The sequence below is a fragment of the Thiohalorhabdus sp. genome, assembly GCF_036628635.1.
Classification (GTDB): domain Bacteria; phylum Pseudomonadota; class Gammaproteobacteria; order Thiohalorhabdales; family Thiohalorhabdaceae; genus Thiohalorhabdus.
In genome coordinates, this window is the sequence record NZ_JAZKRM010000012.1 from 47,622 (window position 1) to 68,991 (window position 21,370).

Sequence of the window (21,370 nt, forward strand, 5' to 3'; positions counted from 1 at the left end):
CCCCTTCAAAGGCCTTATCCGATCTGCCGATAGAGCCTGTTGCCTTGGCCGTTGGCGTGACGCCTCACCCCTCACGCCTCACTGGGGTTACACTGCCCGCTAACCGATAGCGGTACTCAAACCGGGATATTTGGCATCCTTGGCCGACAAAACCCTGGAAATCTTCGATACCACCCTGCGCGATGGGGGCCAGTCGGAAGCCGTCAGCTTCTCCGTGGAGGACAAGCTGAACCTGACCGAGGCCCTCGACCACCTGGGTGTGGACTTCATTGAGGGCGGCTGGCCGGGCGCTAACCCCCGCGACGACGCCTACTTCGAGGCATTGGGCGGGCTCAGCCTGGGCGGGGCCCGGGTGCTGGCCTTCGGCTCCACCATGCGTGCCGGCAACCGCCCGGAGCAGGATCCGGTGCTGCAGGGGCTGGTGGGAGCCAGACCCGATGGCGCCGTGGTCTTCGGCAAGACCTGGGACCTGCACGTGGAAACGGCCTTGGGCCTGGACCTCGAGGCCAATCTGCCCCTGGTGCGCGACTCCGTGGCCTATCTCAAGGAGCAGCTGGGCCTGGTGCTGTTCGACGCCGAGCACTTCTTCGACGGCTTCGCCAGTCACCCCGACTACGCCCTGCGCGTCCTGGAGGCCGCGGCGGAGGGCGGGGCCGACCGTTTGGTCCTGTGCGACACCAACGGCGGCTCTCTGCCGGAGGGGGTCGGCGCGGCGATGGATGCTGTTCGGGATCGCCTTCCCCAGGCGGTCCTGGGCATTCACTGCCATAACGACGGTGGCCTGGCCACGGCCAATACCCTGGCCGCAGTGGCCTACGGGGCGCGGCATGTCCAGGGCACGTTGAATGGCCTGGGCGAGCGCTGCGGCAATGCCGACCTCACCGCCGCCCTGCCCAACCTAATCCTCAAGCTCGGCTACCGCGGCGTCCGCCTGGGCACCGAGGAGCTGGAGCGGCTAACGGCCACCTCCCGGCTGGTGGACGAGCTCGCCAACCGCAGCCCGCGTAACAACCAGCCCTTCGTGGGCACCTCGGCCTTCGCCCACAAGGGGGGTGTCCATGTCTCCGCCGTACGCAAGGACGCCCGCACCTACGAGCACGTGTCCCCCGAAGCGGTGGGTAATGTCCGGCGGGTGCTGGTCTCTGACCAGTCGGGCAAGTCCAACATCGTGCACAAGCTGCAGGAGCTGTCCCTTCTCGACGCCATCGGCAGGGACGACAAGGCGGTGGGCCAGGTGGTGGAGCGGGTCAAGGACCTGGAGCACCAGGGCTTCCAGTTCGAGGGTGCCGATGCCTCCTTCGAGCTGGTGGTGCGTCGGGTGCTAGGGGAACTGCCCGAATACTTCAAGCTGGTGGGCTTCCGGGTCCTGGACAGCAAGCGCCAGGCCGGCGAGGCATCGGAGAGCGAGGCCACGGTGATGGTGGAGGTGGGCGGCGCGCGCGCCCATACCGCCGGCACCGGCAACGGCCCCGTCAACGCCCTGGATAACGCCCTTCGCAAGGCTTTGGTGGGATTCTACCCCGAGCTGGAAGAGATGGACCTGCTTGACTTCAAGGTCCGTGTGGTTTCCACCGGGGGCGGCACTGACGCCTCCGTGCGCGTGCTCATCGAATCCGGCGACGGCCACGCCCATTGGGGCACCGTGGGCGTGTCCTACAATGTCATCGAGGCAGCCTACCAGGCCCTGGTGGACGCGGTGGTCTACAAGCTGGCCCGCGATGGCCGGGCCGGTCATCTCTTCGGCGTCGAAGGGACCCAGCCGGCGACGGCCATGGGCCCGAGCCGCTAGCCACTTACCTTCCGCGGCGCAAGGGGCATGGACACCGTCCCGCCGCCCCCGCTAGCGTGAACCAGTCAGGTTTCCCACCGATCCGTTAGGCAGCAACATTGGCCGGCCAGGGCGGGCGCCGCAGGCCGGATTCTTGGCTCTAAACCAAAGGTAGGCGCGATGACGGATGACACCCTGGAGTCGGTTCTCACCGAACAGCGGCTATTCGAGGTCCCGGACCAGTTCGCCAAGCAAGCCCGCATCTCGGGGATGGACCAGTACTTCGAGATGATGAAGCACGCCGTGGAGGACTACGAGGGCTTCTGGGCCGAGCAAGCCCGGGCCGAGATCAGCTGGGAGATCCCCTTCAGCGAGATCCTCGACGAGTCCAATCCGCCCTTCTACAAGTGGTTCAGCGACGGCCGCCTGAACGTTAGCTACAACTGCATTGACCGCCACATCGAGGCCGGCAACGGCCAGCGCAACGCCATCCTGTGGGAGGGCGAGCCCGGTGATCAGCGGAGCCTCACCTACAACGAGCTGCTCGACGAGGTGGCCCGGCTGGGCAACGCCCTCAAGGCCTACGGCGTCGGCAAGGGCGACCGCGTTGTCATCTACATGCCCATGGTCCCCGAAGCGGTGGCGGCCATGCAGGCCTGTGCCCGCATCGGGGCTATCCATTCTGTGGTTTTCGGCGGTTTCTCTGCCGAAGCCCTCAAGGACCGCATCGAGGACGCCACCGCCAAGGTGGTGATCAGCGCCGACGGCGGACTGCGCAGCGGCAAGACCATCCCCCTAAAGGCCAACGTGGACCAGGCGCTGGAAGAGGGATGCGACTCGGTGGAGCACGTGGTGGTGCTCCAGCGCGCTGAGAACGCCATCGACTGGACAGAGGGCCGCGACGTCTGGTTCCGGGACATCATGGCGCGGGAATCCGGCGATTGCCCGCCGGAGCCGGTAGAGGCCGAGCACCCGCTGTTCATCCTCTACACCTCCGGCTCCACCGGCAAGCCCAAGGGGGTGGTGCATTCCAGCGCCGGCTACCTGCTCGGTGCGGCCGCCACCATGAAATGGGTGTTCGACATCCGCCCTGAGTCCGACGTCTTCTGGTGCACTGCCGACGTGGGCTGGATTACCGGTCACACTTACATCGCCTACGGACCTACGGCAGTGGGCGCCACCCAGGTGATGTACGAGGGCGGGCCCATGTACCCCGAGCCCGACCGCCTGTGGGCGGTTGCCGAGCGCACCCGGACCACGGTGTTTTACACCGCGCCCACGGCCATCCGCGCGCTGATGAAGCAGGGCGAGGAGTGGCCCGCCAAGCACGATCTGTCCGCCCTTCGCCTGCTGGGCTCGGTGGGCGAGCCCATCAACCCCGAGGCCTGGATGTGGTACTACCGGGTCATCGGTGGCGAGCGCTGCCCCATCGTGGACACCTGGTGGCAGACCGAGACCGGAGCCCACATGATCGCGCCGCTGCCCGGCGCCACCGCACTCAAGCCCGGCTCCTGTACCCACCCCATGCCCGGGATCATGGCCGACGTGGTGGACGAGGCCGGCAACAGCATCGACCGCGCCGAGGACAAGGGCGGGCTTCTGATAATCCGCCGGCCGTGGCCCAGCATGCTGCGCAACGTCTGGGGCAACGAACAGCGCTTCATCAAGACCTACTGGAGCTATTTCCCGGACCAGTACCTCTACCTCGCCGGTGACTCCGCCAGCCGCGACGCCGACGGCTACTTCTGGATACTTGGGCGCATGGACGACGTCATCAACGTCTCCGGGCACCGCATGGGCACCATGGAGATCGAGTCGGCGCTGGTATCCCACGAAAAGGTGGCGGAGGCGGCCGTGGTGGGTCGGCCCGACGAGGTCAAGGGCAACGCTATCCACGCCTTCGTCATCCTCAAGGGCAGCCGTGGCGACCAGGACCTGGACCACTTGCGCGACGATCTACGAGGCCACGTCGCCGAAAAGATCGGGCCCATCGCCAAGCCTGACGATATCCGCTTCGCCGACGGTCTGCCCAAGACCCGCTCGGGCAAGATCATGCGGCGCCTGCTGCGGGCCATCGCCTCCGGTGAGGAGATCACCCAGGACATCTCCACCCTGGAGGACGAGTCCGTCATCCGCCAGCTGCAGGGCAAGGACTAAGAAAGGAGGTCGCCCAATCCCCTCTGGCCTCAGGGGAGAGCATGGGTGCTGGCCTGCCGTGCGCCCCGGCTCTTTTAGATGGCGTGACTGGGTCGGTGTGAGGGTCGGTTTTCCGGTGGGTGCCGTGCTGTGGGGAAAGGTCCCTGGCAAGGTCCCTTTCACCCTGACCCTCTCCCCCAAGGAGGAGAGGGAATTAAGCGGGTGAAGAGGCACAACGAAGGCCCCGGCCATTGGCCGGGGCCTGTTTGCAAGGGGGCCGTAGAACCTTACTTGCCCTGGATGTAGCTCTCGTCGTCGAAGGTGACCACCCACTCCGGTTTGTAGACCACCAGGATGGCCAGGAGGCCGCCGGAGACGAAAGCCTCCGGGAACATCAGCAGGGGGATGTAGCGCAGGTACTCGCGCACCAGCTCGTCGAAGCCGTAGGCTCCGGAGGCCAGCAGCACGGTGCTGGCGGCGGCGGCTAGGCCGGCCAGGGTCAGGGCGCCGCCCAGGAAGGCGCTGACGAATATGTAGATGAACGGATGATGGGGCAGCTTGCGCCGCACCACCGCGTGGATCACGGCGGCCACCGTCACCGGCACCACCACCATGACCAGGGCGTTGATGGAGAAGGCGTGCCAACCCGATAGCCCCAGGCCGGTGACGGCCAGCAGGGCGGTGAGCATGCCCACCAGAGCCAGCGGCCAGCCGAAGGCCAGGGTGAGGATGGTGGCCCCCAGCAAGTGCAGGTTCAGCCCCGGGTTTTGGGGCAGGCCGGCCCGGGCGGTCCACAGCAGGACTACGCCACCTAGGAACAGAATGAATGCCCCCAGCAGGTCCGGACGCTGGCGCAGCGAGTGCCAGGGCGTGGCCTGGATCAGCCCCAAAAGCACCGGAGCCAGCAGGAAATGAGCGCCGATCGCCCAGCTCGCCGGAAGCAGTCCGTCGGGGAAGTTCATGGGCGGCGCTCGCTCTGTCGGGTCGGGCAAGGAAGCTTTATGAGGCGATGCTAACTTGGATCCCTCCGGACGCGCCAGGTTTCGCCCGCCCCGCCACGGCCGGTAGCCTTGGAATCATCACCACCATGCCTAATATCTGCGCCATGACCGACGAAAACGCCGACCAGCGCCAGCGCCTTTTCTTCGCCCTATGGCCCGATGCGGAAATCCAAGGCGCCTTGGCTGAGCACGCCTGCCAGGCCCTGGACCGCCGCCGGGCACGCCGCCTGCCGGCCGAGAACCTGCACATAACCCTGGCCTTCCTGGGCGAGGTGGACGCCGATACCCGAGCCTGTGCCGAGGCCACCGCCGCGGGGTTGTCGGGCGAGCCCTTCGGGCTGAGCATCGACCGCCTGGGTTACTGGCCCCAAAAGAACCTGCTCTGGGCGGGGCCGTCCACCACCCCTGCGGCCCTGGAGCGCCTGGCCGCGGACCTGGGGGAAGCGCTGGCGTCCGATTGCGGCTTCGAGCGCGAGCAGCGCGCCTTCAAGGCCCACCTGACCCTGGCCCGCAAGGTGCCCAAGATGCCGCCCCGCATCGCTATCGAGCCCGTAGACTGGCCCGTGGAGCGCTTCGTGCTGGTGGCCTCGGAGACCGGGCCCCAGGGGGCGACCTACACCATTGTCGGCGAGTGGCCACTAACCGGAGACACCGCAAGCGACTGACAACGGAGGCGGAATGGCCGACCGCAAACGGCTCGAGGAAATCCTGAACCGCATCGACGGCAAGGGCTATAAGGCCTACAAGGACATCCAGGGCAGCTTCGATTTCGAGCGCTTTCGGCTCCAAGTGGACCACGTCCAGGCCGACCCCTTCGCCGCCCCGTCGCGGGCCCGCGCCGTAGTGCCGTGGTCCATCGCCGACCTGCCCGGATCGGCGTACGCTTCCCGGCCCCGGGCGCGGGCGGCACGCGACTTCCTGGCGCGCACCTTCCGCAGCCAGGCGCGCGAAGACAGCGACCTCGACATCGATGCCGGCCGCCAGACCGTGCTCGATCGCACCGCCTGCCTCTTCACCGAGGTGGGCATAGAGCTGCGCTTCACCGTCCACCTGCCGGCGGCCGGGCGCAAGATCCTGGGGCGCAAGGCGGCCGAGCTGCTGTGCAACCGGTTGCCGGAGATCGTGGCGGATGCCGCCGAGGCCGCTCGTCTGGACCTCGACCGGCTGGAGGAGTACTGCGCCCAGGTGGAGGACCAGGTAGCGCTCCGGGACCAGCTCGAGGAGCGCGGCCTGGTGGCCTTCGTCGGCGAGGGCGCGGTGCTGCCGCGGCGCTCCGGGGTGGACGACCGCCCCCTCGCCGATGCCATCCCGTTCCAGGCCCCCGAAAGCCTGCGGGTTACCCTGGACGCCCCCAACGCCGGCGAGGTCACCGGCCTGGGTGTGCCCGAGGGCATCACCCTAATCGTGGGCGGGGGCTTCCACGGCAAGTCCACCCTGCTCAACGCCCTGGAAACCGGGGTCTATGACCACATCCCCTTTGATGGCCGCGACTGCATCGCCACCGATCATCGGGCGGTCAAGGTGCGCGCCGAGGACGGGCGGGCCGTCTCCGGGGTGGATTTGTCGCCGTTCATCAACAACCTGCCCTTCGGCAAGTCCACCACCGAGTTCTCCACCGATCTGGCCTCAGGCTCCACCTCTCAGGCCGCCGCCCTGCAGGAGGCGCTGGAGGCTGGCTCTTCCGCCCTGCTGGTGGACGAGGACACCTCCGCCACCAATTTCATGATCCGCGACGAGCGCATGCAGGCCCTGGTGGCCAAGGCCAGCGAGCCCATCACCCCCTTCGTGGACCGCATCCGCCAGCTGCGCTACCGCCTGGGGGTGTCCACGGTTCTGGTCATGGGCGGCTCCGGCGACTACTTCGACTGCGCCGACACCGTCGTTCAGATGCAGGAGTACGTCCCCTTCGACGTCACGGACGCCGCCCGCGAGATCGCCGCCACCCATGTCACCGGCCGCCGCGAGGAGCACGAGAACGAGCTGGCGCGCCCGGAGGTGCGCCGGCTCCAGACCGCCTCGGTGGATCCCACGGTCAAGAAGGGCAAGCGCAAGATCCAGGCCAGGGGCCCCGACCACATGGTTTACGGCAGCACCGATATCGACCTGAGGGCCGTGGAGCAGGTGGCCGACCCCTCCCAGGTGCGGGCGATCGGCCAGCTCATGGCCAAGCTTTTTGAGGCCGGCGGCATCGTCGACGATTCCCCCGCCTGGCTGCGCGAGCGCCTGGAGGGGCGGGAGTGGCACCGCCTGTTCGACAAGCCCGACGGCGACCTCGCCCGGCCCCGGGTGTTCGAGGTTATGGCGGCGTTGAATCGATTGCGCGGGGTCAAGCTGGGGTAGGCGGAGACCAAGGTTTGCGCCGGGACGCCGCTCCTGCGCCCGGCCCGGCAGAGGGGTAAGGTGGCCCCAACCTGCCTGCCGAACCAGCCAGCGGATTCCCCTCCCTCTGAGGGGAGGGGGGTTGGGTCGCTTATTTTTTAGTGGGTACCCCGATTAGTGGGGGCCTCCTCCAGCGACATGGGGTGGAGGGGCTTGGCCTGGGGCTCCGGCTGGAGGGTGGCGTGCTCGATGTCAAACTCCTCCTGCAAGACCGCGTTTAGGCGGTCGAGGAGGGTGTCCCAGTCGCGCAGGTCGGCGACCACCACGTGGGCTGACAGGGCGGTCATGCCCGAGTCCGGTACCCAGATGTGGAGGTCGTGAACCGAGTCCACCCCCTCCTCGGCGGCCAGTCGCTCGCCCACCTCGGGCAGGTCCAGGTGGTGGGGGACGCCCTCGAGCAGCACGTGAATGCCGTCGCGCAGCAGGTTGAGGCTGGCGAACAGGATCAGGGCGCAGATCACCAGGGACAGGATGGGGTCGGCGGCCAGCCAGCCGGTGACCATGATGATGGCGCCCGAGGCGAGGGCCGCGATGGAGCCCAGCAGGTCACCGATGACATGAAGAAGGGCGCCCCGCACATTGAGGCCTTCGCCGCCGTGGAGCAACCACGCCGCGACCAGGTTGACCATCAGGCCCAGCCCGCCCACCACCAGGACCATGGCTCCCTGCACCGGCTGCGGCTCCAGCAGCCGGCCCGCCGCCGCCCAGGCGATGGCGGCGACGATGGCCAGCATGAACACGGCGTTGGTCAGGCCCGCCAGGACCTCTAGGCGGCCCAGGCCGAAGGAGTGGCGTTCCGTCGGCGGCCGCTTCGCCATCCGGGCCGCCAGGGCGGCCAGGCCCAGGGCGGAGGTGTCGCCGAGCATATGGCCGGCATCGCCCATGAGCGCCAGGGATCCGGCCAGCCAGCCGCCGATGGCCTCCACGGCGGCGAAGCCCAGAGTCAGGGTCAGGGCCAGGGTCAGGCGGCGCTCGTTGCCTGCGCCGTGGTAGTCGGAGGCATGGTGCGGATGGTTGTGGGCCAAGGCGGGATCCGGGCTTACTCGACAATGGTGTCCTTGGGGCGGGCCCGGAAGGCCACGCCCAGCTCGTTCTCGGTCAGGCGGCGGCAGGCCTCGCTGTCCACGCCCTCAACGTCCTCCACCGCGGTGGCGATGACCTCGGGCACGTGCTCCCGGACTCGGCGCAGGAGGTCGCAGAGGTGGTCGAAGGCGTCGGGCCAGGGCGGACGGTACAGGCGATTGTAGGTCTCGGCGTCAGGAGCGTTGAACGACACCGAAAAGCGGTCGATGCGGCCGGCCAACTGCGGCGTAACGTCGCGGCGGTAGACAAGGTTGGCGAGGCGGTCGGTGACGAGCCAGACTCCCTTGCCCTGGCGGTGGATGAACTCCGCCAGTTCCAGCAGGGTGGGCTCACCGGAGCCCGCCAACACCACCTCCTGGTAACCGTGCAGCTCCTTGCGCAGGGCCTTGCGGATGGCGGTGGCGCTGGGCTGGCGCTCCAGGGTGAGGTCCGTGCCCTCGATAACCGGCCCCGCCCCGGCATTCTTGAAGCAGTACCGGCACGAGAGGCTGCAGCCGTCGGTGAGGTTGACGTTGAGGCGCTCGCCGGCGGAATAGGTGAGCCGGCCAGCGGGGCGCGTGGCGGACCGGGACACCGGGGACCTCCTTGGGGTCGGACCAGCGACTCGTTTATTCTCCGACCCGCTGTGGAGCCCGTCAATTCCCGCCGCCTCCGGGTTAGGTCGGGGCCCTTGCCCTGATACCCTTGTCATCCAGCCTTGGCAACCGGAGGGGCCCGGGTATGGCCTGGCGCATCGGCGTCGACATCGGTGGGACCTTTACTGACGTGGTGGCCGTGGAGCCCGGCAGCCACGCCCGCGTCGACCGCAAGGTGCTGACCACCCCGGATAACCCCATACAGGGGGTCCTGGCGGGCATCCGTGGCCTGGGCGAGGCCGGCGTCGCCCTGAGCGAGGCGGAGGCCGTGGTCCACGCCACCACCCTGATCACCAACGCCCTCATCGAGCGCAAGGGCGCGGCCACAGCGCTGATCACCAACGCCGGATTCGCCGACCTGCCCGACATCCGCGACGAGGGTCGCTACGACCTCTACGACCTGGCCCTGCGCAAGCCCGAACCGCTGGTGGCGCGAGCGCGCCGCTTCGAGGTGACCGGGCGGATCACCGCCGACGGCACCGAGGTCGAGCCCGTGGACCCGGCCGAGGCGGCCGATTTGGATCTGTCCGGGGTGGAGGCGGTGGCGGTGTGCTTGTTGCACGCCTACGCGAGGGGCAGCCACGAGCGGGCGGTGCGCGACGCCCTGCCGGCGGGGGTGGACGTATCGCTGTCGTCGGAGGTGGCGCCGGAGATCCGCGAATACCCGCGCATGACCACCACCGCGGCCAATGCCTACGTCCTGCCCATCGCGCGGCGCTACCTGGAGCGAATGCGGACTGCCCTGTCGGAGGAAGGGCTGACCGCGCCGCTGTACATCGCCCTGTCCCACGAGGGCATCACCACCCCCGCCGACGCCGCCCGCTTCCCCATCCGCATCCTGGAGTCCGGCCCCGCCGCCGGGGCCACGGAGGCGGCGCGCTCCATGCCGGGGACCGACCGCATCCTGTCCTTCGACATCGGCGGCACCACCGCCAAGGCTTGCTACATCCTGGAGGGCCGGCCGCTCATCGAGCCTCAGTTCGAGGCCGCCCGGGTCCATCGGCACCAGGCCGGCTCCGGGCTGCCCCTGCTGGTTCCGGTGGTGGACCTGATCGAGATCGGCGCCGGCGGCGGCTCCATCGCCCGTCATGATCCCCTTGGCCTGATCCAGGCCGGCCCCGATTCCGCCGGCGCCGACCCCGGGCCGGTGTGCTATGGCCAGGGTGGCACCGAGCCCACGGTTACCGACGCTGATCTGGTGCTGGGCCACCTGGACCCGGACGCCTTTGCCGCCGGCACCCTGCACCTGGACCTGGCGGGGGCCCGGGCCGCCCTGGGAACCCTCGGCGGCGATCCAGTGGAGGCCGCATGGGCGGTGCGGCAGGCCATCGACGAGGACATGGTGGAGGCCACCCGCATCCACGCCGTGGAGAAGGGCCTGGACCCCGCCGAGTTCGCCATGGTCGCCTTCGGCGGCGCCGGACCGGTGCACGCCGCCTCGGTGGCGCGGCGGCTGGGGGTTTCCGAGGTGCTGCTGCCCGTCGGCGCGGGGGTGGCCTCCGCCCACGGCTGCCTGGCCCAGGCCCCCGCCTTCGAGCTCACCCGCTCCTGGCCGGGGGGCCTGGAGGATCTGGATCTGAGCGAGGTGGACGCCCTGCTCGCCGAGCTGGAAGCCGACTGCCGGCAGCGGCTGAGCCACGCCGGGGCCAGGGAGGCAACGGTGGAGCGCTGGGCCACCCTGCGCTACGCCGGCCAGGGCACCGAGGTACCCACCCGACTTCCCGACGGCCCGCTGGGCGGCGCCGATGTGCGCGAGCGCTTCGAGGCCGCCTACACCGACCTGTTCGGCCGCACCGCCCCTGGCAATCCGGTGGAGGCGGTGTCCTGGCGGGTGCGGGCCACGGGAACCGCCCCTGACATCGGTTGGCCCAAGGTGGTCCCGGGTGAGGGCGAGCCCTACGCCACCGCGCCCGCCTTCCTGGACGGTGCCTGGTGGGATACCCCCCGCTATCGGCGTGCCGACCTGCCGCCCTACCTGACGGGCCCGGCCCTGATCGTGGATGCCGCCTCCACCCTGGTGGTGCCGCCCAACAGTGGGGTGGAGCTGCTGGGCGACGGCGGCCTGCGCATGGAGCTGGGGTAGGTGGCCGAGGCGGAGCTGGCCACCCGCGCCGCCCAGGCCGTCACCGGCATGGAGCGCCTGGCCGGGCGCCTGCGCAGCGCCATCGGGGAGCTGGAGGGCCTTTTTCCCCTGGATCCCGAGGCCTTCCACCCCGACGACCTCGACGTGGCTACCGGCCTGCTCCTGGACGGTTTCCGGGTGCGTTTTGCCGATCTGGAGGACTTGATGGGGCGGGTGGTCTTCCCGCTGGCAGTGGCCCTGGCGGAGGGCGCCGAAGGGCTTGCCGAGCGTCCCGTGGAGGAGTGCCTCCAGGATCTGGCCGGCAGGGGCCTGATCGATGCCGAGACCTGGCACGCGGCGCGGGAGGTGCGTAATCAGCTGGCCCATCCCGAGCCGAACGCCGGTTCCCAGCGCGCGGCGATCCTGAACCGGGCGTGGCGGGACACCGGCATGCTTTTGGAGACTGCCGAGCGCGTGGCCGCATGGATGCGCCTGCATCTGACCCACCACGGCGTCGGTGGGTGATCCAGCGGATGGCCTCGCTCACCCGACGGTGCTGAGCACCGACGTTTCTGCCAATATGACATCAGCAGTGGCGATCCGGTGCGAAGGGGTGCGATTATGCCCCAGGGAGGGCAGTCCCATGAGAGAATTATATCTGACCCGTTTCCCCATGTTCGACGCCGAGGGCAATGGCGCCGGCTACGACATAAGCCCCCGCGAAACCGGGAAGGATCAGGAATGGGCCCCGGATGTTCTGTTCAGCACGCTAACCGGGCCGGACCTGTTGCCCTATCTCGATCCGGATAGCCCCACCTTCGTGCCGCTGACGCCCGAGGTGGTCGGGCCCAATCTCCTCGACTTCCTCCCGGCCGGATACCCGCTGGTGCTGGAGCTGGAGGCCGGTGACCTGCTGGCGCGAGGGCAGGAACCACCTTTTGCCGGGACCAGCGGCCTGATCCATGAACATTGCTTCGCCACCGCCTTGCGCGTGACCCGCGCCGACTGGGAGGCCCTAGCGGGCCGCCGGGGAGAGGAACCGCCCTGCACCGGTTGGGACTACGTGGTGATCTCGGCCGAGGATGCCCTGGATGGGCTCGGTCCCGGCCACTTCCCCGGCCTGGCCGGCGAGATACTGGTGCGAGGCGTCACCACTCCCGCCGATTTCGAGTTCCTGCGCCAAGGCGGCTTTGGGCTGTACGAGGGGACGTTCTTCGCCGACCCGATGGATCTGAGCGTCCAGGCCCTTAGCCCCGGCCGTGCCGGCGCCATTCGGGCCCTCAACGCTGTACTCCGGGACCAGGTGGTGGCCCTTCCGCAGGATTACCCCGACTTGGTTCTGCGCCTGTTGGGTCTTCTCAACTCCCCGGTCTTCCGTGGGGCCACCAAGATCACCTCCGTGGAGCGCGCGGTGGTCCTGCTGGGCTACCGCGAGCTGTCCCGCTGGCTTTCCCTGCTGCTGTTCATGGGGGACACCGACGAGTACCAGCCCTCCCTGCTGTTCCGCGAGGCCTATCTGCGCGGCGCCCTGACCGAGCGCCTTATGCAGCGGGTGGGACTCCCCGAGGAGGACGCCCGCGGCGGCTACCTCGCCGGGATCCTGGCCGTGCTCCAGGCCCTGTTGCGCCAGCCGGCGGACCAGATGGCTGCCGGTCTCGACCTGGGCGACCACATCCAGACCGCCCTGAGCGGGCGCTCCGGGCCCATTGGCGAGGCCCTGTCCGTAGTCGAGCGTCTGCGCCGCTCCGACTGGCTGGAGAGCGACACGATGGTGGCTGGGGTGACCCTCCCCGTGACCACCCTGTACAGCGACGAGTCGGAGGTGACCCGGGAAACCATTGACGATTTCTGATCCCAGCTTGGAACGCCAAGGAAGCAGTCAAGTGATGACCCGCAATCCGCCGCAAACCGGGACCCTGGAGGTGACCATACGCCCCGAGGTCTTAGGTATAGACACCATGTACGGCGCCGTGGGCGACGAGATCGCCCACCGCATCGGCAATGCCAACACCACCTTCCGGGACACCGTGGCGGCCCTCATGGACATCCACCGGGCCGACAATGATGACAAGCGCGAGCTGCGCGAGAAATACGCCAACATGGGCATCACGGTGCGGCGCACGGCGCGCAGCCTGATCCTGCGCTGTAGCGGTGTGCCGGCGGACTCCCTGCTCGACGGCGACATCCCCGAGCGCCAGAAGCGCCAGATCTCCCAGGCCGTGCGCGACCTGGTGCTGGAGCCCCACGCCGCCGAGGCCCACGGCGAGAGCGCCGCCGTCTCCCGCGTGGTGCGCAGCTACGTGGGGCGTACGCCGCTGTTGCAGCAGGCCCCGCGGCCGCGCTGCTTCGTCTGGGGCGGCCACTCCGCCAGTCGCGATGAGTACGACTTCGCCAAGGAAGTGGGCTACTGGGACGCCCTGGCCAACGGCACGGAGTTTATCACCGGCTGCGGCCCCGGCGTGATGAAGGCGCCGTTCAAGGGGGCGGTGGTAGCCTACGGCAAGCAGGACTTCGACATGCGCGGCCTCCACCGCGATTTTATCGGCTTCTCCGAGCAGGGCATCATCGCTGCCGAGGCCCCCAACGGGCTGGTCAGCGAGCTGGTAATCTTCCCCGATGTGGAAAAGCGCATGGAGGCCTTCATCCGTGCCAGCCACCGGGGCCGCATTCACCCCGGCGGCGCCGGCACCGCCGAGGAGCTGCTGACCTTTCTGGGGATCAAGGCCCACCCTGCCAACGCTGGCCTCGCCTACCCCCTTGACCTGGTGGAGCGCCCTGGTGGCGAGTACTTCCGTCATCTCACCGACTGGTTGCGCACCTGCTTCGGCGACGCCCTCGACGACCTGTTCGAGGTCCATGTGGGTCCCCCCCGGCGCTACGCCGAGCACGTCCGGCGGGCCAACACCAACCTGGACATTTACGGCCTGTGGAACGACGCTCTGTACGTGCCGCCGGAGATGCAGAAGCCGTTCCGCGTCACCTTCGATTCCATGGAGGCGCTGGACCTGTCCCGCGTCCAGAGCCCTTTCGACCTGCTGGTGAACCTGCGCCGCTTCTTTTCCGCCCTGGTCCACCTGGCGGTCAAGGAGCCCGACGCCAGCACCGCCTGGGGCGGCGAGTTGCCTCGCATCCAAGGCGACCGTGAGGTCCTGGAGGCCACCGACGAGCTCATCCGCTGGTTCGATGGCGCCGGTCGCATGAAGCTCAGTGGCGACTACCAGCGCCCCTACCGGATCTCCTGAGGCGGACCGGCCCTAACCTGATCGCCACCGGAAAAGCCCTTGCGCTGATTGCGGAAATCGTGGGGGCTTGCCAAGATTACCCCTCCGCAAGGGGGAAGCACAGGACCAACGCCCCAATGGAAAGCCAACCCATCGTTGCCCGGCAGCCCATCTTCAATGCCAGCACCCAGGTGGTGGCGTACGAGCTCCTCTACCGCGGCGGCAGCGCCTCCGACCGCTCCAGCGCCGAGGCCACACCCACCGTCCTGCTCGACCTGCTGACCGGTTGGGACCTGACCAAGCTGGTCAAGTCCACGCATGCCTTCGTCAATGTCACCCGCGACCTGCTGTTCCAGATTCCCGATGCGGGCCTGGAGGTGGTGCGGATGGTCCTGGAGATCCCCGGCGATATCGAGGTTGACGACGAGCTCCTGGGGGTCCTCGACCTGCTTCGGGCCAAGGACTTCAACCTTGCCCTGGATAATTTTGTCTACGCCGAGGACCGCACTGCCCTGCTGGAGCGGGCCCATATGGTCAAGGTGGACGTGCGCGGCCGGCACGAGGCCGACCTCAACGCCGAGGTAAGCCGCCTCCGCCCCTACGGCGTGATCCTGCTGGCAGCCAAGGTGGAGACCCCCGAAACCTTCCAGGCCTGTCGCCGGCTCGGCTTCGACCGGTTCCAGGGGTTCTTTTTCGCCGAGCCGGAATCGGTGGCGGAGGAATGGGTGGCCCCCAACAAGCTCCAGGTGATGGAGCTGCTGGCCAAGCTCGCCGACCCGGCAGTGGGCTTCGACGAGCTGGCGGAGGTGGTCACCAACGATGCCTACCTAAGCTACCGCCTGCTGCGGCTGGTCAATTCCCCGGCCGCCCCGACCCGCGTGCACGTGGATTCCCTCGAGCGGGCCCTGGTCCTGCTGGGCACACGCGAGCTGCGCATCTGGGCCGCCTGGCTGTCACTGGCGCGCACCAGCGATCACCCCGACGAGCTCAACCGCCAGCTCATGGTGCGCGCGCGGTTTTGCGAGAACCTGGGCGAGCAGTTGCAGAATGAGCGCACCCAGACCCTGTTACTGCTTGGCTTGCTCTCCGGTGTGGACGCCGTCATGGGCCGGCCCATGACGGAGCTGGTGGAAAGGCTTCCCCTGTCCGAGCCCGTCCGGGCCGCCCTGCTGTGGCGGGTGGGCGATCTGGGCGCCGTTCTGGACGCCGTGCTCGGCTATGAATGCGGCGACTGGCAGCGCGCCGAGGCGCTGGGTTTGGCCCCGGAGGCCCTGAGCGCCGCCTACCTCAATGCCGTCGAGCAGGCCGACGAGCTGATGCGCGCGGCCCTGGAGAGCCCCTGACATGTGCACCCTGATGGTCCTGAACCGGCCCGATGTCGACTGGCCGATCATCGTCGGCGCCAACCGCGACGAGCAGTACGGCCGCGCCTGGGAGCCGCCGGCGTCCCACTGGCCGGAGCGGCCCGAGGTGGTGGCGCCCCTGGACGAGCTTGGGGGTGGCTCCTGGTTCGGGGTCAACCGCTACGGCCTAGTCGCGGCGGTGGGCAACCGCGCCGGCACCCATGGCCCCCTGCCCGGCAAGCGCAGCCGCGGCGAGCTGGTGCTGGAGGCCCTGGAGCACGCCGACGTGGCCACCGCCATCAACGCCCTGGCCGATATCGAGCCCGCCGCCTACCGCGGCTTCAATCTGTTCGTGGGCGGCCCCGACGGCGCCTGGTGGGTAGCCCACCGCGAGGACAAGCGGGGCATGGCCGTGGACGCCGTGCCCGAGGGCCTGCACATGCTCACCAACGGCGACCTGGACGACACCGGAGACGCCCGCATCGCCCTCAATCGCCCCCGCTTCGAGGCCGCTGAGGTGCCCGACCCGGGGACCGGCGACTGGACCGGCTGGCAGGCCTTGCTGGGCGACCCCGAGCCCCAGGACGAGCGCCCCGAGACCGCTCTGAGCCTGGCCCTGGACGGCTTCGGCACCATGTGCAGCCACCTAGCCGCCGTTCCTCGCTTTCCCGGCTACGGCGCTGGCCCCGTGTTCCGCTTCGCCCCCGGACCGCCCGACCGCACCCCTTTCGAGGCCATCGGAATCCCCACCAGCTAGGGCAGGGCGGCGCCTCTTTCCCGACCCGTGGCTCCTGCCGCCAGACCCTCTCGCCTTGCCCCGCCCCCGCGCCCGCGCTAGCGTTTCCCGGATAGGCATCCGTCGTGGAGCCCATTCAGGAGAACCCTCATGGCCAAGCGCCTGTGCCTCACCTTCGACGGCACCTGGAACACCCCGGACAAGGGCTCGGACGCCGAGGACCGGGCAGCGACCAACGCCTGGCGCCTGCACGAGGCGGTCGCCGAGGGCGAGCGCCAGCGCAAGTGGTACGACGCCGGCGTCGGCACCAAGTGGTATAACCGGGTGCGCGGCGGCGCCTTCGGCCTGGGCCTGTCGGAGAACATCCGACAGGGCTACAAATGGCTCATCGACAACCACGAGAAAGGCGACGAGATCTTCGTCTTCGGCTTCAGCCGCGGCGCCTACACCGCGCGCAGCCTGGTGGGCCTGATCCGTAACGCCGGCCTGCTCACACCCGACAGCAAGGCCAAGGTGCCCGAGGCCTACGAGCTCTACCGCACCCGCGACGAAGGCCCGGACACCCCGCCGGCGGTGCACTTCCGCAAGCAGTACGCCAAGCCCGGGGTCGCCGTACAGTGCCTGGGGGTGTGGGACACGGTGGGCGCCCTAGGCATCCCCCTGCGCTCGTTCGACTGGTTCAACCGCAAGCACTTCGAGTTCCACGACACGCGCCTGTCGGCCATGGTGGCCAACGCCTACCAGGCCCTCGCCCTCGACGAGCACCGCCCCGATTTCGACGCCACCCTGTGGGACCCGCCGCACGCCCCGGACCAGCACCTGGAGCAGCAGTGGTTCGTGGGCGCCCACGCCGACGTCGGCGGCGGCTATGAGGAGCGCGAATTGGCCGACATCGCCCTGGCCTGGATGGCCGAGCGCGCCGCCAGCTGCGGCCTGGACCTCGATTTCGACCGCCTGCCGGGCACGGTGGAGGACGAATACATGGGCCACCTCCACGACTCCTTCGCCGACTTCCTAGCCGGCCTGTACGGCCGCTTCAAGGACCGCCATTACCGCCCGGTACGGGCCACCGAGTTCGGCAACGAGGCGGTTGACGAGACCCTCGCTGCCCGCCGCGACACCGACCCCGACTACCGCCCCAAGAACCCGGGGTTGGAGTCGGGAGAGGGGTGAAGGCCGATAAATGCTGGTAGGATCAGGGGGATAAAGCGCCCAAAGGTCCGGCCGGTCCGACAAGCCCGGAGCCGGACGGGGATTCCAGGAAGGCACCATGGCCGAGCCCGTAACCGCAAAAGCCGTCCAGGACCTGCCCCAGCGCCCGCGCACGGTGGTCCGGGAGGCGGCTGCCGCCATTCGCGCCGAGCTGGGCGAGGCGACTCGGGTGGTTTGGTTCGGCTCCTGGCCCCGCGGCGACGCCCGCCAGCGGTCCGACGTCGATCTGGCAATGGACCGGGACGCGGCCATTACGCCCGCCGAGCTGGCGCGGGCCCGGGAGCGGGTGGAGGATCTATCCACCCTGTACAGCGTGGGCCTGCTGGCTCGTGATGAGGTCGATGAGCGCTTGCGCCAGGAGATCGAACGCGAAGGCATCGAGCTGTGAGCACCATCCTGGACAGCCTGCAAAAGGCGGTGGGTGCGTTTCGGGGAGGCCCTGGACGCCCCCGAGACGGACCTGAACCAGGGTGCCATCATCCAACGCCCCGATTTCTGTTTCGAGCTGGCATGGAAAGCCATCCAGATAGCGGCCCCGGAGGAGGGCCTAACCTGCAGCTCGCCGAAGGGCTGCCTGCGGGTGGCCTTCCAGCAGAGATGGCTGGACGACGAGCAGACGTGGCTGGCCACGCTGGAAGACCGGAACCGCACCAGCCACGCCTACCATGAGGAATTCGCCCGGCAGCTCTACGGTCGGCTCGCCAATTACCGAGCCCCGCTTTCCCGCCTGGCGGCCTGCTTGAGGGACCGCGAGGACCGCAGCTAGGAGGCCCCAGCCATCGACGCCGTCGCCCTGCGCACCGCTTGGAACCGCCTGGTGGCCCTGGTCAACGAGCAGGCCGCCAGCCTGCAGCGCACCGCCTTCTCCAACGTGGTGCGCGAGGCCGGCGACCTGTCCGCCGGCATCTTCGACCAAAAGGGCCGCATGGTGGCCCAGGCCGTCACCGGCACCCCCGGCCACATCAACACCATGGCCCAGGCCGTGGCCGACATGCTGTTGGACTTCCCGGCCGAGACGCTGCTTGAGGGCGACGTCCTGCTCACCAACAACCCCTGGGCCGTCTCCGGCCACCGCCACGACATCACCGTGGTCACCCCGGTCTTCAGCGACGGCGCCCCCGTCGCCTACTTCGCCTCCACCTGCCATGCCGCCGACATCGGCGGCCGCGGCCTGACCACCGAAGGCCGCGACGTCTACGAGGAGGGTCTTGGCCTGCCCTGGGTGAAGTTCCACAAGGCCGGCGAGCCCGACCCCGCCATCGAGGCCATCCTCCGCGAGAACGTGCGCCTGCCGGAGGTGGTCCTCGGCGACCTGCGCGCCCAGATCACCGGCGGCGAGGTGGCCACCCGCCGGCTGCACACGCTCGATCTGGACGTGAACGCCCTCGCCGACGAGATCCTGGGACGCTCCGAGGCGGCGGTGCGCGCCGCCATCGCCGAGGTCCCCGACGGCAGCTACGCCCACGAGGTGTGGCTGGACGGCTTCGAGGAGCCCCTGCCCATCCGCTGCACGGTGACCGTGGCCGGCGACGAGATCACCTGCGACTTCGCCGGCACCGCCGACGCCCAGGCCCGGGGCATCAACGTGGTGCTGAACTACACCGCCGCCTACGCCATCTACGCCGTCACCTGCGCCGTCGCCGCCGACATCCCCCACAACGCCGGCTCCTTCCGCCCCATCCACGTCACCGCCCCCGAGGGCTGCCTGCTCAACGCCCAGCCGCCGCAGCCGGTGGCCGCCCGCCACATCATCGGCCACTTCGCCACCCCGGCGGTCATGGGCGCGCTCGGCCAGGCCGTCCCCCTGCCCGCCGAGGGCGCCACCGGCCTGTGGGGGGTGAACATCCAGGGCACCGAGCGCCCCTGGGCCCAGACCTTCTTCCTCTCCGGCGGCATGGGCGCTGGCCCCGAGTGGGACGGGCTCGACGCCACCGCCTTCCCGAGCGGGGTGCAGGCGGTGCCGGTGGAGGTGATCGAGGCGACGACGCCGGTGCGGATTCTGGAGAAGTCGCTGATCGAGGGGTCCGGTGGCCCTGGCCGCCACACCGGAGGCCGCGGCCAGCGCGTTCGCCTCACGGTGGACGAGCCCGCCCATGTCTCCGTCATGGCCGAGCGGACTCGCCAGGGGGCGCCGGGGAGGGACGGTGGGGAGCCGGGGCAGCCTGGGCGGGTGGTGCTGGCTGGGGAGGCACAGCCCGCCAAGGCGGCCTTTGGGGTGCGACCTGGGGCAGAGCTGGAGCTGGAGCTTCCGGGAGGGGGAGGGTACGGCCAGCGTTAGAAAAAGGGGAACGGCTTGGACTACGACTTCACGGACTACTTCGAGAACATCATACTGAGAAAGCGAACGTATCTGAAGAAAGAGTGGTGCATTCAGGTGGTGGAAAACCCACTAAAAACGGAAGTCCAGGACAACGGCCGAGTGCGGTTCTGGGGCTACATTGATGAGCTGGGGAGGTACTTGCGGGTGGTAACTTTGCCGGACCGTCGTACCATCCACAACGCCTTCCCCGACCGGAGGTTTCAGCCATGAGGTTGGAATATTACGAGGACACCGACTCCCTCTATATCCACCTGAGCGACAAGCCCAGCGCCGACAGCCAGGAAGCGGCCGAAGGGGTGGTCCTGGATTTCGACGCCGAGGGTCATCTGGCCGGGATCGATATCGACCAGGCCAGTCATTGGGTGGATCTGGACGAGGTGGCCTTCAACCGGCTTCCCAAAGCGGCAGGGTAGAAGGTAAGTGAGCCGGGAGACGGCGCGCCACGGAGTCAGCATTTGTTGGAGCGAGGAAGATCAGGTCTTCATCGCGGAGGTCCCAGAGCTCCCCGGCTGCATGGCCCATGGTGATACTCAGGAAGAGGCCCTGGAGCAGGGCAGGGGTCAGGCAGGGGTCAGGTCTTGCTTTTTGCTACCCAATTGCTAGGTTTGGGTCATGGCTCGCCCGCTCCGAATCGAATATCCCGGCGCCCTGTACCACGTTACCGCCCGCGGTAACGCGCGGGACTGGATTTATCTGGACGACGAGGACCGGCAGGGCCTTGTGGATCTGCTCGGGGAGGTGGTCGGCTCATTCAACTGGGCGCTGCACGCCTACTGCCTCATGGGCAACCATTACCACCTGCTGGTGGAGACCCCGGAGGCCAACCTGGGGCGGGGCATGCGGCAGCTCAACGGGGTCTATACCCAGCGCTTCAATCGCTGCCACGGCCGGGTGGGCCATGTCTTCCAGGGGCGGTACAAGGCGATCCTGGTGGAGAAGGAGGCCTACCTCTTGGAGCTGGCGCGCTACATTGTCCTAAACCCCGTCCGGGCGGGCCTGGTCGAGGAGGCGTGTGATTGGCCGTGGAGTAGCTGCCGGGCCACCGCCGGACTGGATGGGCGGCCCCCTTGGCTGAACGTGGACTGGCTATTGGCGGCCTTTTCGACCCGGGCCGATTCCGCCGGGGCGCAATACCGCCGTTTCGTGGCGGAGGGCGTTGGCCGGGGGTCCCCGTGGCAGGAGCTGACCGGCCAGGTCTACCTGGGGTCGGAGGCCTTCGTGCGCGAGGCGGCTTCCAGGGAGGCCGCGGAGGCCTCCGGGGAGGTGCCCCGACCCCAACGCCGGCCCGCGCCACCGCCCCTGACCGAACTGGCCGCGGCGCATCCTCGCGACGAGGCCATCGCCCGGGCCTACGCCAGTGGCGGCTATACCCTGCGGGAGATCGGGGAGTACTTCGGCCTGCACTATTCCCGCGTCAGCCGGATCGTTCGGCGGGCGGGGGAGGCAAAAAGCAAGACCTGACCCTTTTTCTGCG

Annotated in this window: 20 protein-coding genes and 1 pseudogene; 18 read left to right on the top strand and 3 right to left on the bottom strand. The window is 68.9% G+C overall.

Going from position 1 to position 21,370, the window contains the following annotated elements; translation table 11 throughout:
* Window positions 1–139 precede the first annotated feature (139 nt).
* On the top strand, window positions 140–1,789 hold the full coding sequence (gene cimA / locus V5A19_RS05860) for a citramalate synthase (RefSeq protein ID WP_332317207.1): 1,650 nt from the start codon (window positions 140–142) through the stop codon (window positions 1,787–1,789).
* A 159-nt stretch (window positions 1,790–1,948) separates the two neighbouring features.
* Window positions 1,949–3,925: an acetate--CoA ligase gene (acs, locus tag V5A19_RS05865; protein ID WP_332327735.1), complete on the top strand. Its 1,977-nt coding sequence runs from the start codon at window positions 1,949–1,951 to the stop codon at window positions 3,923–3,925.
* 266 nt (window positions 3,926–4,191) lie between these two features.
* Here the strand turns inward: acs and V5A19_RS05870 are convergent, their stop codons facing one another.
* Complete coding sequence (locus V5A19_RS05870; protein ID WP_332317209.1) at window positions 4,192–4,866, bottom strand: energy-coupling factor ABC transporter permease; 675 nt, start codon at window positions 4,864–4,866, stop codon at window positions 4,192–4,194.
* Between the two features lie 125 nt (window positions 4,867–4,991).
* On the opposite strand from V5A19_RS05870, the gene thpR reads away from it, so the two are divergent.
* Together thpR and V5A19_RS05880 are read left to right on the top strand one after the other, a co-directional pair.
* Window positions 4,992–5,570 carry an RNA 2',3'-cyclic phosphodiesterase gene (gene thpR, locus V5A19_RS05875; protein WP_332327736.1) on the top strand — a complete coding sequence of 193 codons (579 nt, stop codon included), beginning with the start codon at window positions 4,992–4,994 and terminating at the stop codon, window positions 5,568–5,570.
* A 13-nt stretch (window positions 5,571–5,583) separates the two neighbouring features.
* Window positions 5,584–7,245: an ABC-ATPase domain-containing protein gene (locus tag V5A19_RS05880; RefSeq protein WP_332317211.1), complete on the top strand. Its 1,662-nt coding sequence runs from the start codon at window positions 5,584–5,586 to the stop codon at window positions 7,243–7,245.
* Between the two features lie 137 nt (window positions 7,246–7,382).
* On the opposite strand, the gene V5A19_RS05885 is transcribed toward V5A19_RS05880, so the two are convergent.
* Window positions 7,383–8,309: a cation diffusion facilitator family transporter gene (locus V5A19_RS05885; RefSeq protein ID WP_332317212.1), complete on the bottom strand. Its 927-nt coding sequence runs from the start codon at window positions 8,307–8,309 to the stop codon at window positions 7,383–7,385.
* A 14-nt stretch (window positions 8,310–8,323) separates the two neighbouring features.
* Window positions 8,324–8,941: a radical SAM protein gene (locus tag V5A19_RS05890; protein WP_332317213.1), complete on the bottom strand. Its 618-nt coding sequence runs from the start codon at window positions 8,939–8,941 to the stop codon at window positions 8,324–8,326.
* Between the two features lie 146 nt (window positions 8,942–9,087).
* On the opposite strand from V5A19_RS05890, the gene V5A19_RS05895 reads away from it, so the two are divergent.
* From V5A19_RS05895 to V5A19_RS05955, 14 genes and pseudogenes are all read left to right on the top strand, one after another.
* On the top strand, window positions 9,088–11,085 hold the full coding sequence (locus V5A19_RS05895; protein ID WP_332317214.1) for a hydantoinase/oxoprolinase family protein: 1,998 nt from the start codon (window positions 9,088–9,090) through the stop codon (window positions 11,083–11,085).
* On the top strand, window positions 11,086–11,589 hold the full coding sequence (locus V5A19_RS05900) for a hypothetical protein (RefSeq protein WP_332317215.1): 504 nt from the start codon (window positions 11,086–11,088) through the stop codon (window positions 11,587–11,589).
* Window positions 11,590–11,707: 118 nt separating this feature from the next.
* Window positions 11,708–12,916 (top strand): HDOD domain-containing protein, encoded by a 1,209-nt coding sequence (locus V5A19_RS05905; RefSeq protein WP_332317216.1) that lies wholly within the window; start codon window positions 11,708–11,710, stop codon window positions 12,914–12,916.
* 34 nt (window positions 12,917–12,950) lie between these two features.
* A complete protein-coding gene (locus V5A19_RS05910; protein ID WP_332317217.1) occupies window positions 12,951–14,306 on the top strand; it encodes a pyrimidine/purine nucleotide monophosphate nucleosidase domain-containing protein in 1,356 nt (451 codons plus the stop codon).
* A 116-nt stretch (window positions 14,307–14,422) separates the two neighbouring features.
* A complete protein-coding gene (locus tag V5A19_RS05915; protein WP_332317218.1) occupies window positions 14,423–15,628 on the top strand; it encodes an EAL and HDOD domain-containing protein in 1,206 nt (401 codons plus the stop codon).
* Between the two features lies 1 nt (window position 15,629).
* On the top strand, window positions 15,630–16,385 hold the full coding sequence (locus V5A19_RS05920; RefSeq protein WP_332317219.1) for an NRDE family protein: 756 nt from the start codon (window positions 15,630–15,632) through the stop codon (window positions 16,383–16,385).
* 129 nt (window positions 16,386–16,514) lie between these two features.
* Window positions 16,515–17,537 carry a DUF2235 domain-containing protein gene (locus V5A19_RS05925; protein WP_332317220.1) on the top strand — a complete coding sequence of 341 codons (1,023 nt, stop codon included), beginning with the start codon at window positions 16,515–16,517 and terminating at the stop codon, window positions 17,535–17,537.
* Window positions 17,538–17,634: 97 nt separating this feature from the next.
* Entirely contained in the window at window positions 17,635–17,964 is a 330-nt protein-coding gene (locus V5A19_RS05930) for a nucleotidyltransferase family protein (RefSeq protein WP_332317221.1), read from the top strand.
* A gap of 33 nt (window positions 17,965–17,997) precedes the next feature.
* Window positions 17,998–18,342: an HI0074 family nucleotidyltransferase substrate-binding subunit gene (locus V5A19_RS05935; RefSeq protein WP_332317222.1), complete on the top strand. Its 345-nt coding sequence runs from the start codon at window positions 17,998–18,000 to the stop codon at window positions 18,340–18,342.
* Window positions 18,343–18,369: 27 nt separating this feature from the next.
* The gene (locus tag V5A19_RS05940; protein ID WP_332317410.1) at window positions 18,370–19,854 is read left to right on the top strand and encodes a hydantoinase B/oxoprolinase family protein; all 1,485 of its coding nucleotides are present in this window, start codon (window positions 18,370–18,372) and stop codon (window positions 19,852–19,854) included.
* A 15-nt stretch (window positions 19,855–19,869) separates the two neighbouring features.
* Window positions 19,870–20,106 (top strand): hypothetical protein, encoded by a 237-nt coding sequence (locus V5A19_RS05945; RefSeq protein WP_332317223.1) that lies wholly within the window; start codon window positions 19,870–19,872, stop codon window positions 20,104–20,106.
* Entirely contained in the window at window positions 20,103–20,309 is a 207-nt protein-coding gene (locus V5A19_RS05950; protein ID WP_332317225.1) for a DUF2283 domain-containing protein, read from the top strand. Before V5A19_RS05945 ends, V5A19_RS05950 begins: the two co-directional genes overlap by 4 nt.
* A gap of 40 nt (window positions 20,310–20,349) precedes the next feature.
* A pseudogene (locus tag V5A19_RS14315) lies at window positions 20,350–20,442 on the top strand (type II toxin-antitoxin system HicB family antitoxin); the annotation flags it as partial.
* 66 nt (window positions 20,443–20,508) lie between these two features.
* Window positions 20,509–21,357: an REP-associated tyrosine transposase gene (locus tag V5A19_RS05955; protein WP_332317226.1), complete on the top strand. Its 849-nt coding sequence runs from the start codon at window positions 20,509–20,511 to the stop codon at window positions 21,355–21,357.
* Window positions 21,358–21,370 lie beyond the last annotated feature (13 nt).

Coding starts and splice junctions, on each gene's coding strand:
- acs (WP_332327735.1), top strand. CDS start 1,949: ATGACGGATGACACCCTGGAGTCGGTTCTCACCGAACAGCGGCTATTC.
- V5A19_RS05870 (WP_332317209.1), bottom strand. CDS start 4,866: ATGAACTTCCCCGACGGACTGCTTCCGGCGAGCTGGGCGATCGGCGCT.
- thpR (WP_332327736.1), top strand. CDS start 4,992: ATGCCTAATATCTGCGCCATGACCGACGAAAACGCCGACCAGCGCCAG.
- V5A19_RS05880 (WP_332317211.1), top strand. CDS start 5,584: ATGGCCGACCGCAAACGGCTCGAGGAAATCCTGAACCGCATCGACGGC.
- V5A19_RS05895 (WP_332317214.1), top strand. CDS start 9,088: ATGGCCTGGCGCATCGGCGTCGACATCGGTGGGACCTTTACTGACGTG.
- V5A19_RS05905 (WP_332317216.1), top strand. CDS start 11,708: ATGAGAGAATTATATCTGACCCGTTTCCCCATGTTCGACGCCGAGGGC.
- V5A19_RS05910 (WP_332317217.1), top strand. CDS start 12,951: ATGACCCGCAATCCGCCGCAAACCGGGACCCTGGAGGTGACCATACGC.
- V5A19_RS05915 (WP_332317218.1), top strand. CDS start 14,423: ATGGAAAGCCAACCCATCGTTGCCCGGCAGCCCATCTTCAATGCCAGC.
- V5A19_RS05920 (WP_332317219.1), top strand. CDS start 15,630: ATGTGCACCCTGATGGTCCTGAACCGGCCCGATGTCGACTGGCCGATC.
- V5A19_RS05925 (WP_332317220.1), top strand. CDS start 16,515: ATGGCCAAGCGCCTGTGCCTCACCTTCGACGGCACCTGGAACACCCCG.
- V5A19_RS05930 (WP_332317221.1), top strand. CDS start 17,635: ATGGCCGAGCCCGTAACCGCAAAAGCCGTCCAGGACCTGCCCCAGCGC.
- V5A19_RS05950 (WP_332317225.1), top strand. CDS start 20,103: ATGAGGTTGGAATATTACGAGGACACCGACTCCCTCTATATCCACCTG.
- V5A19_RS05955 (WP_332317226.1), top strand. CDS start 20,509: ATGGCTCGCCCGCTCCGAATCGAATATCCCGGCGCCCTGTACCACGTT.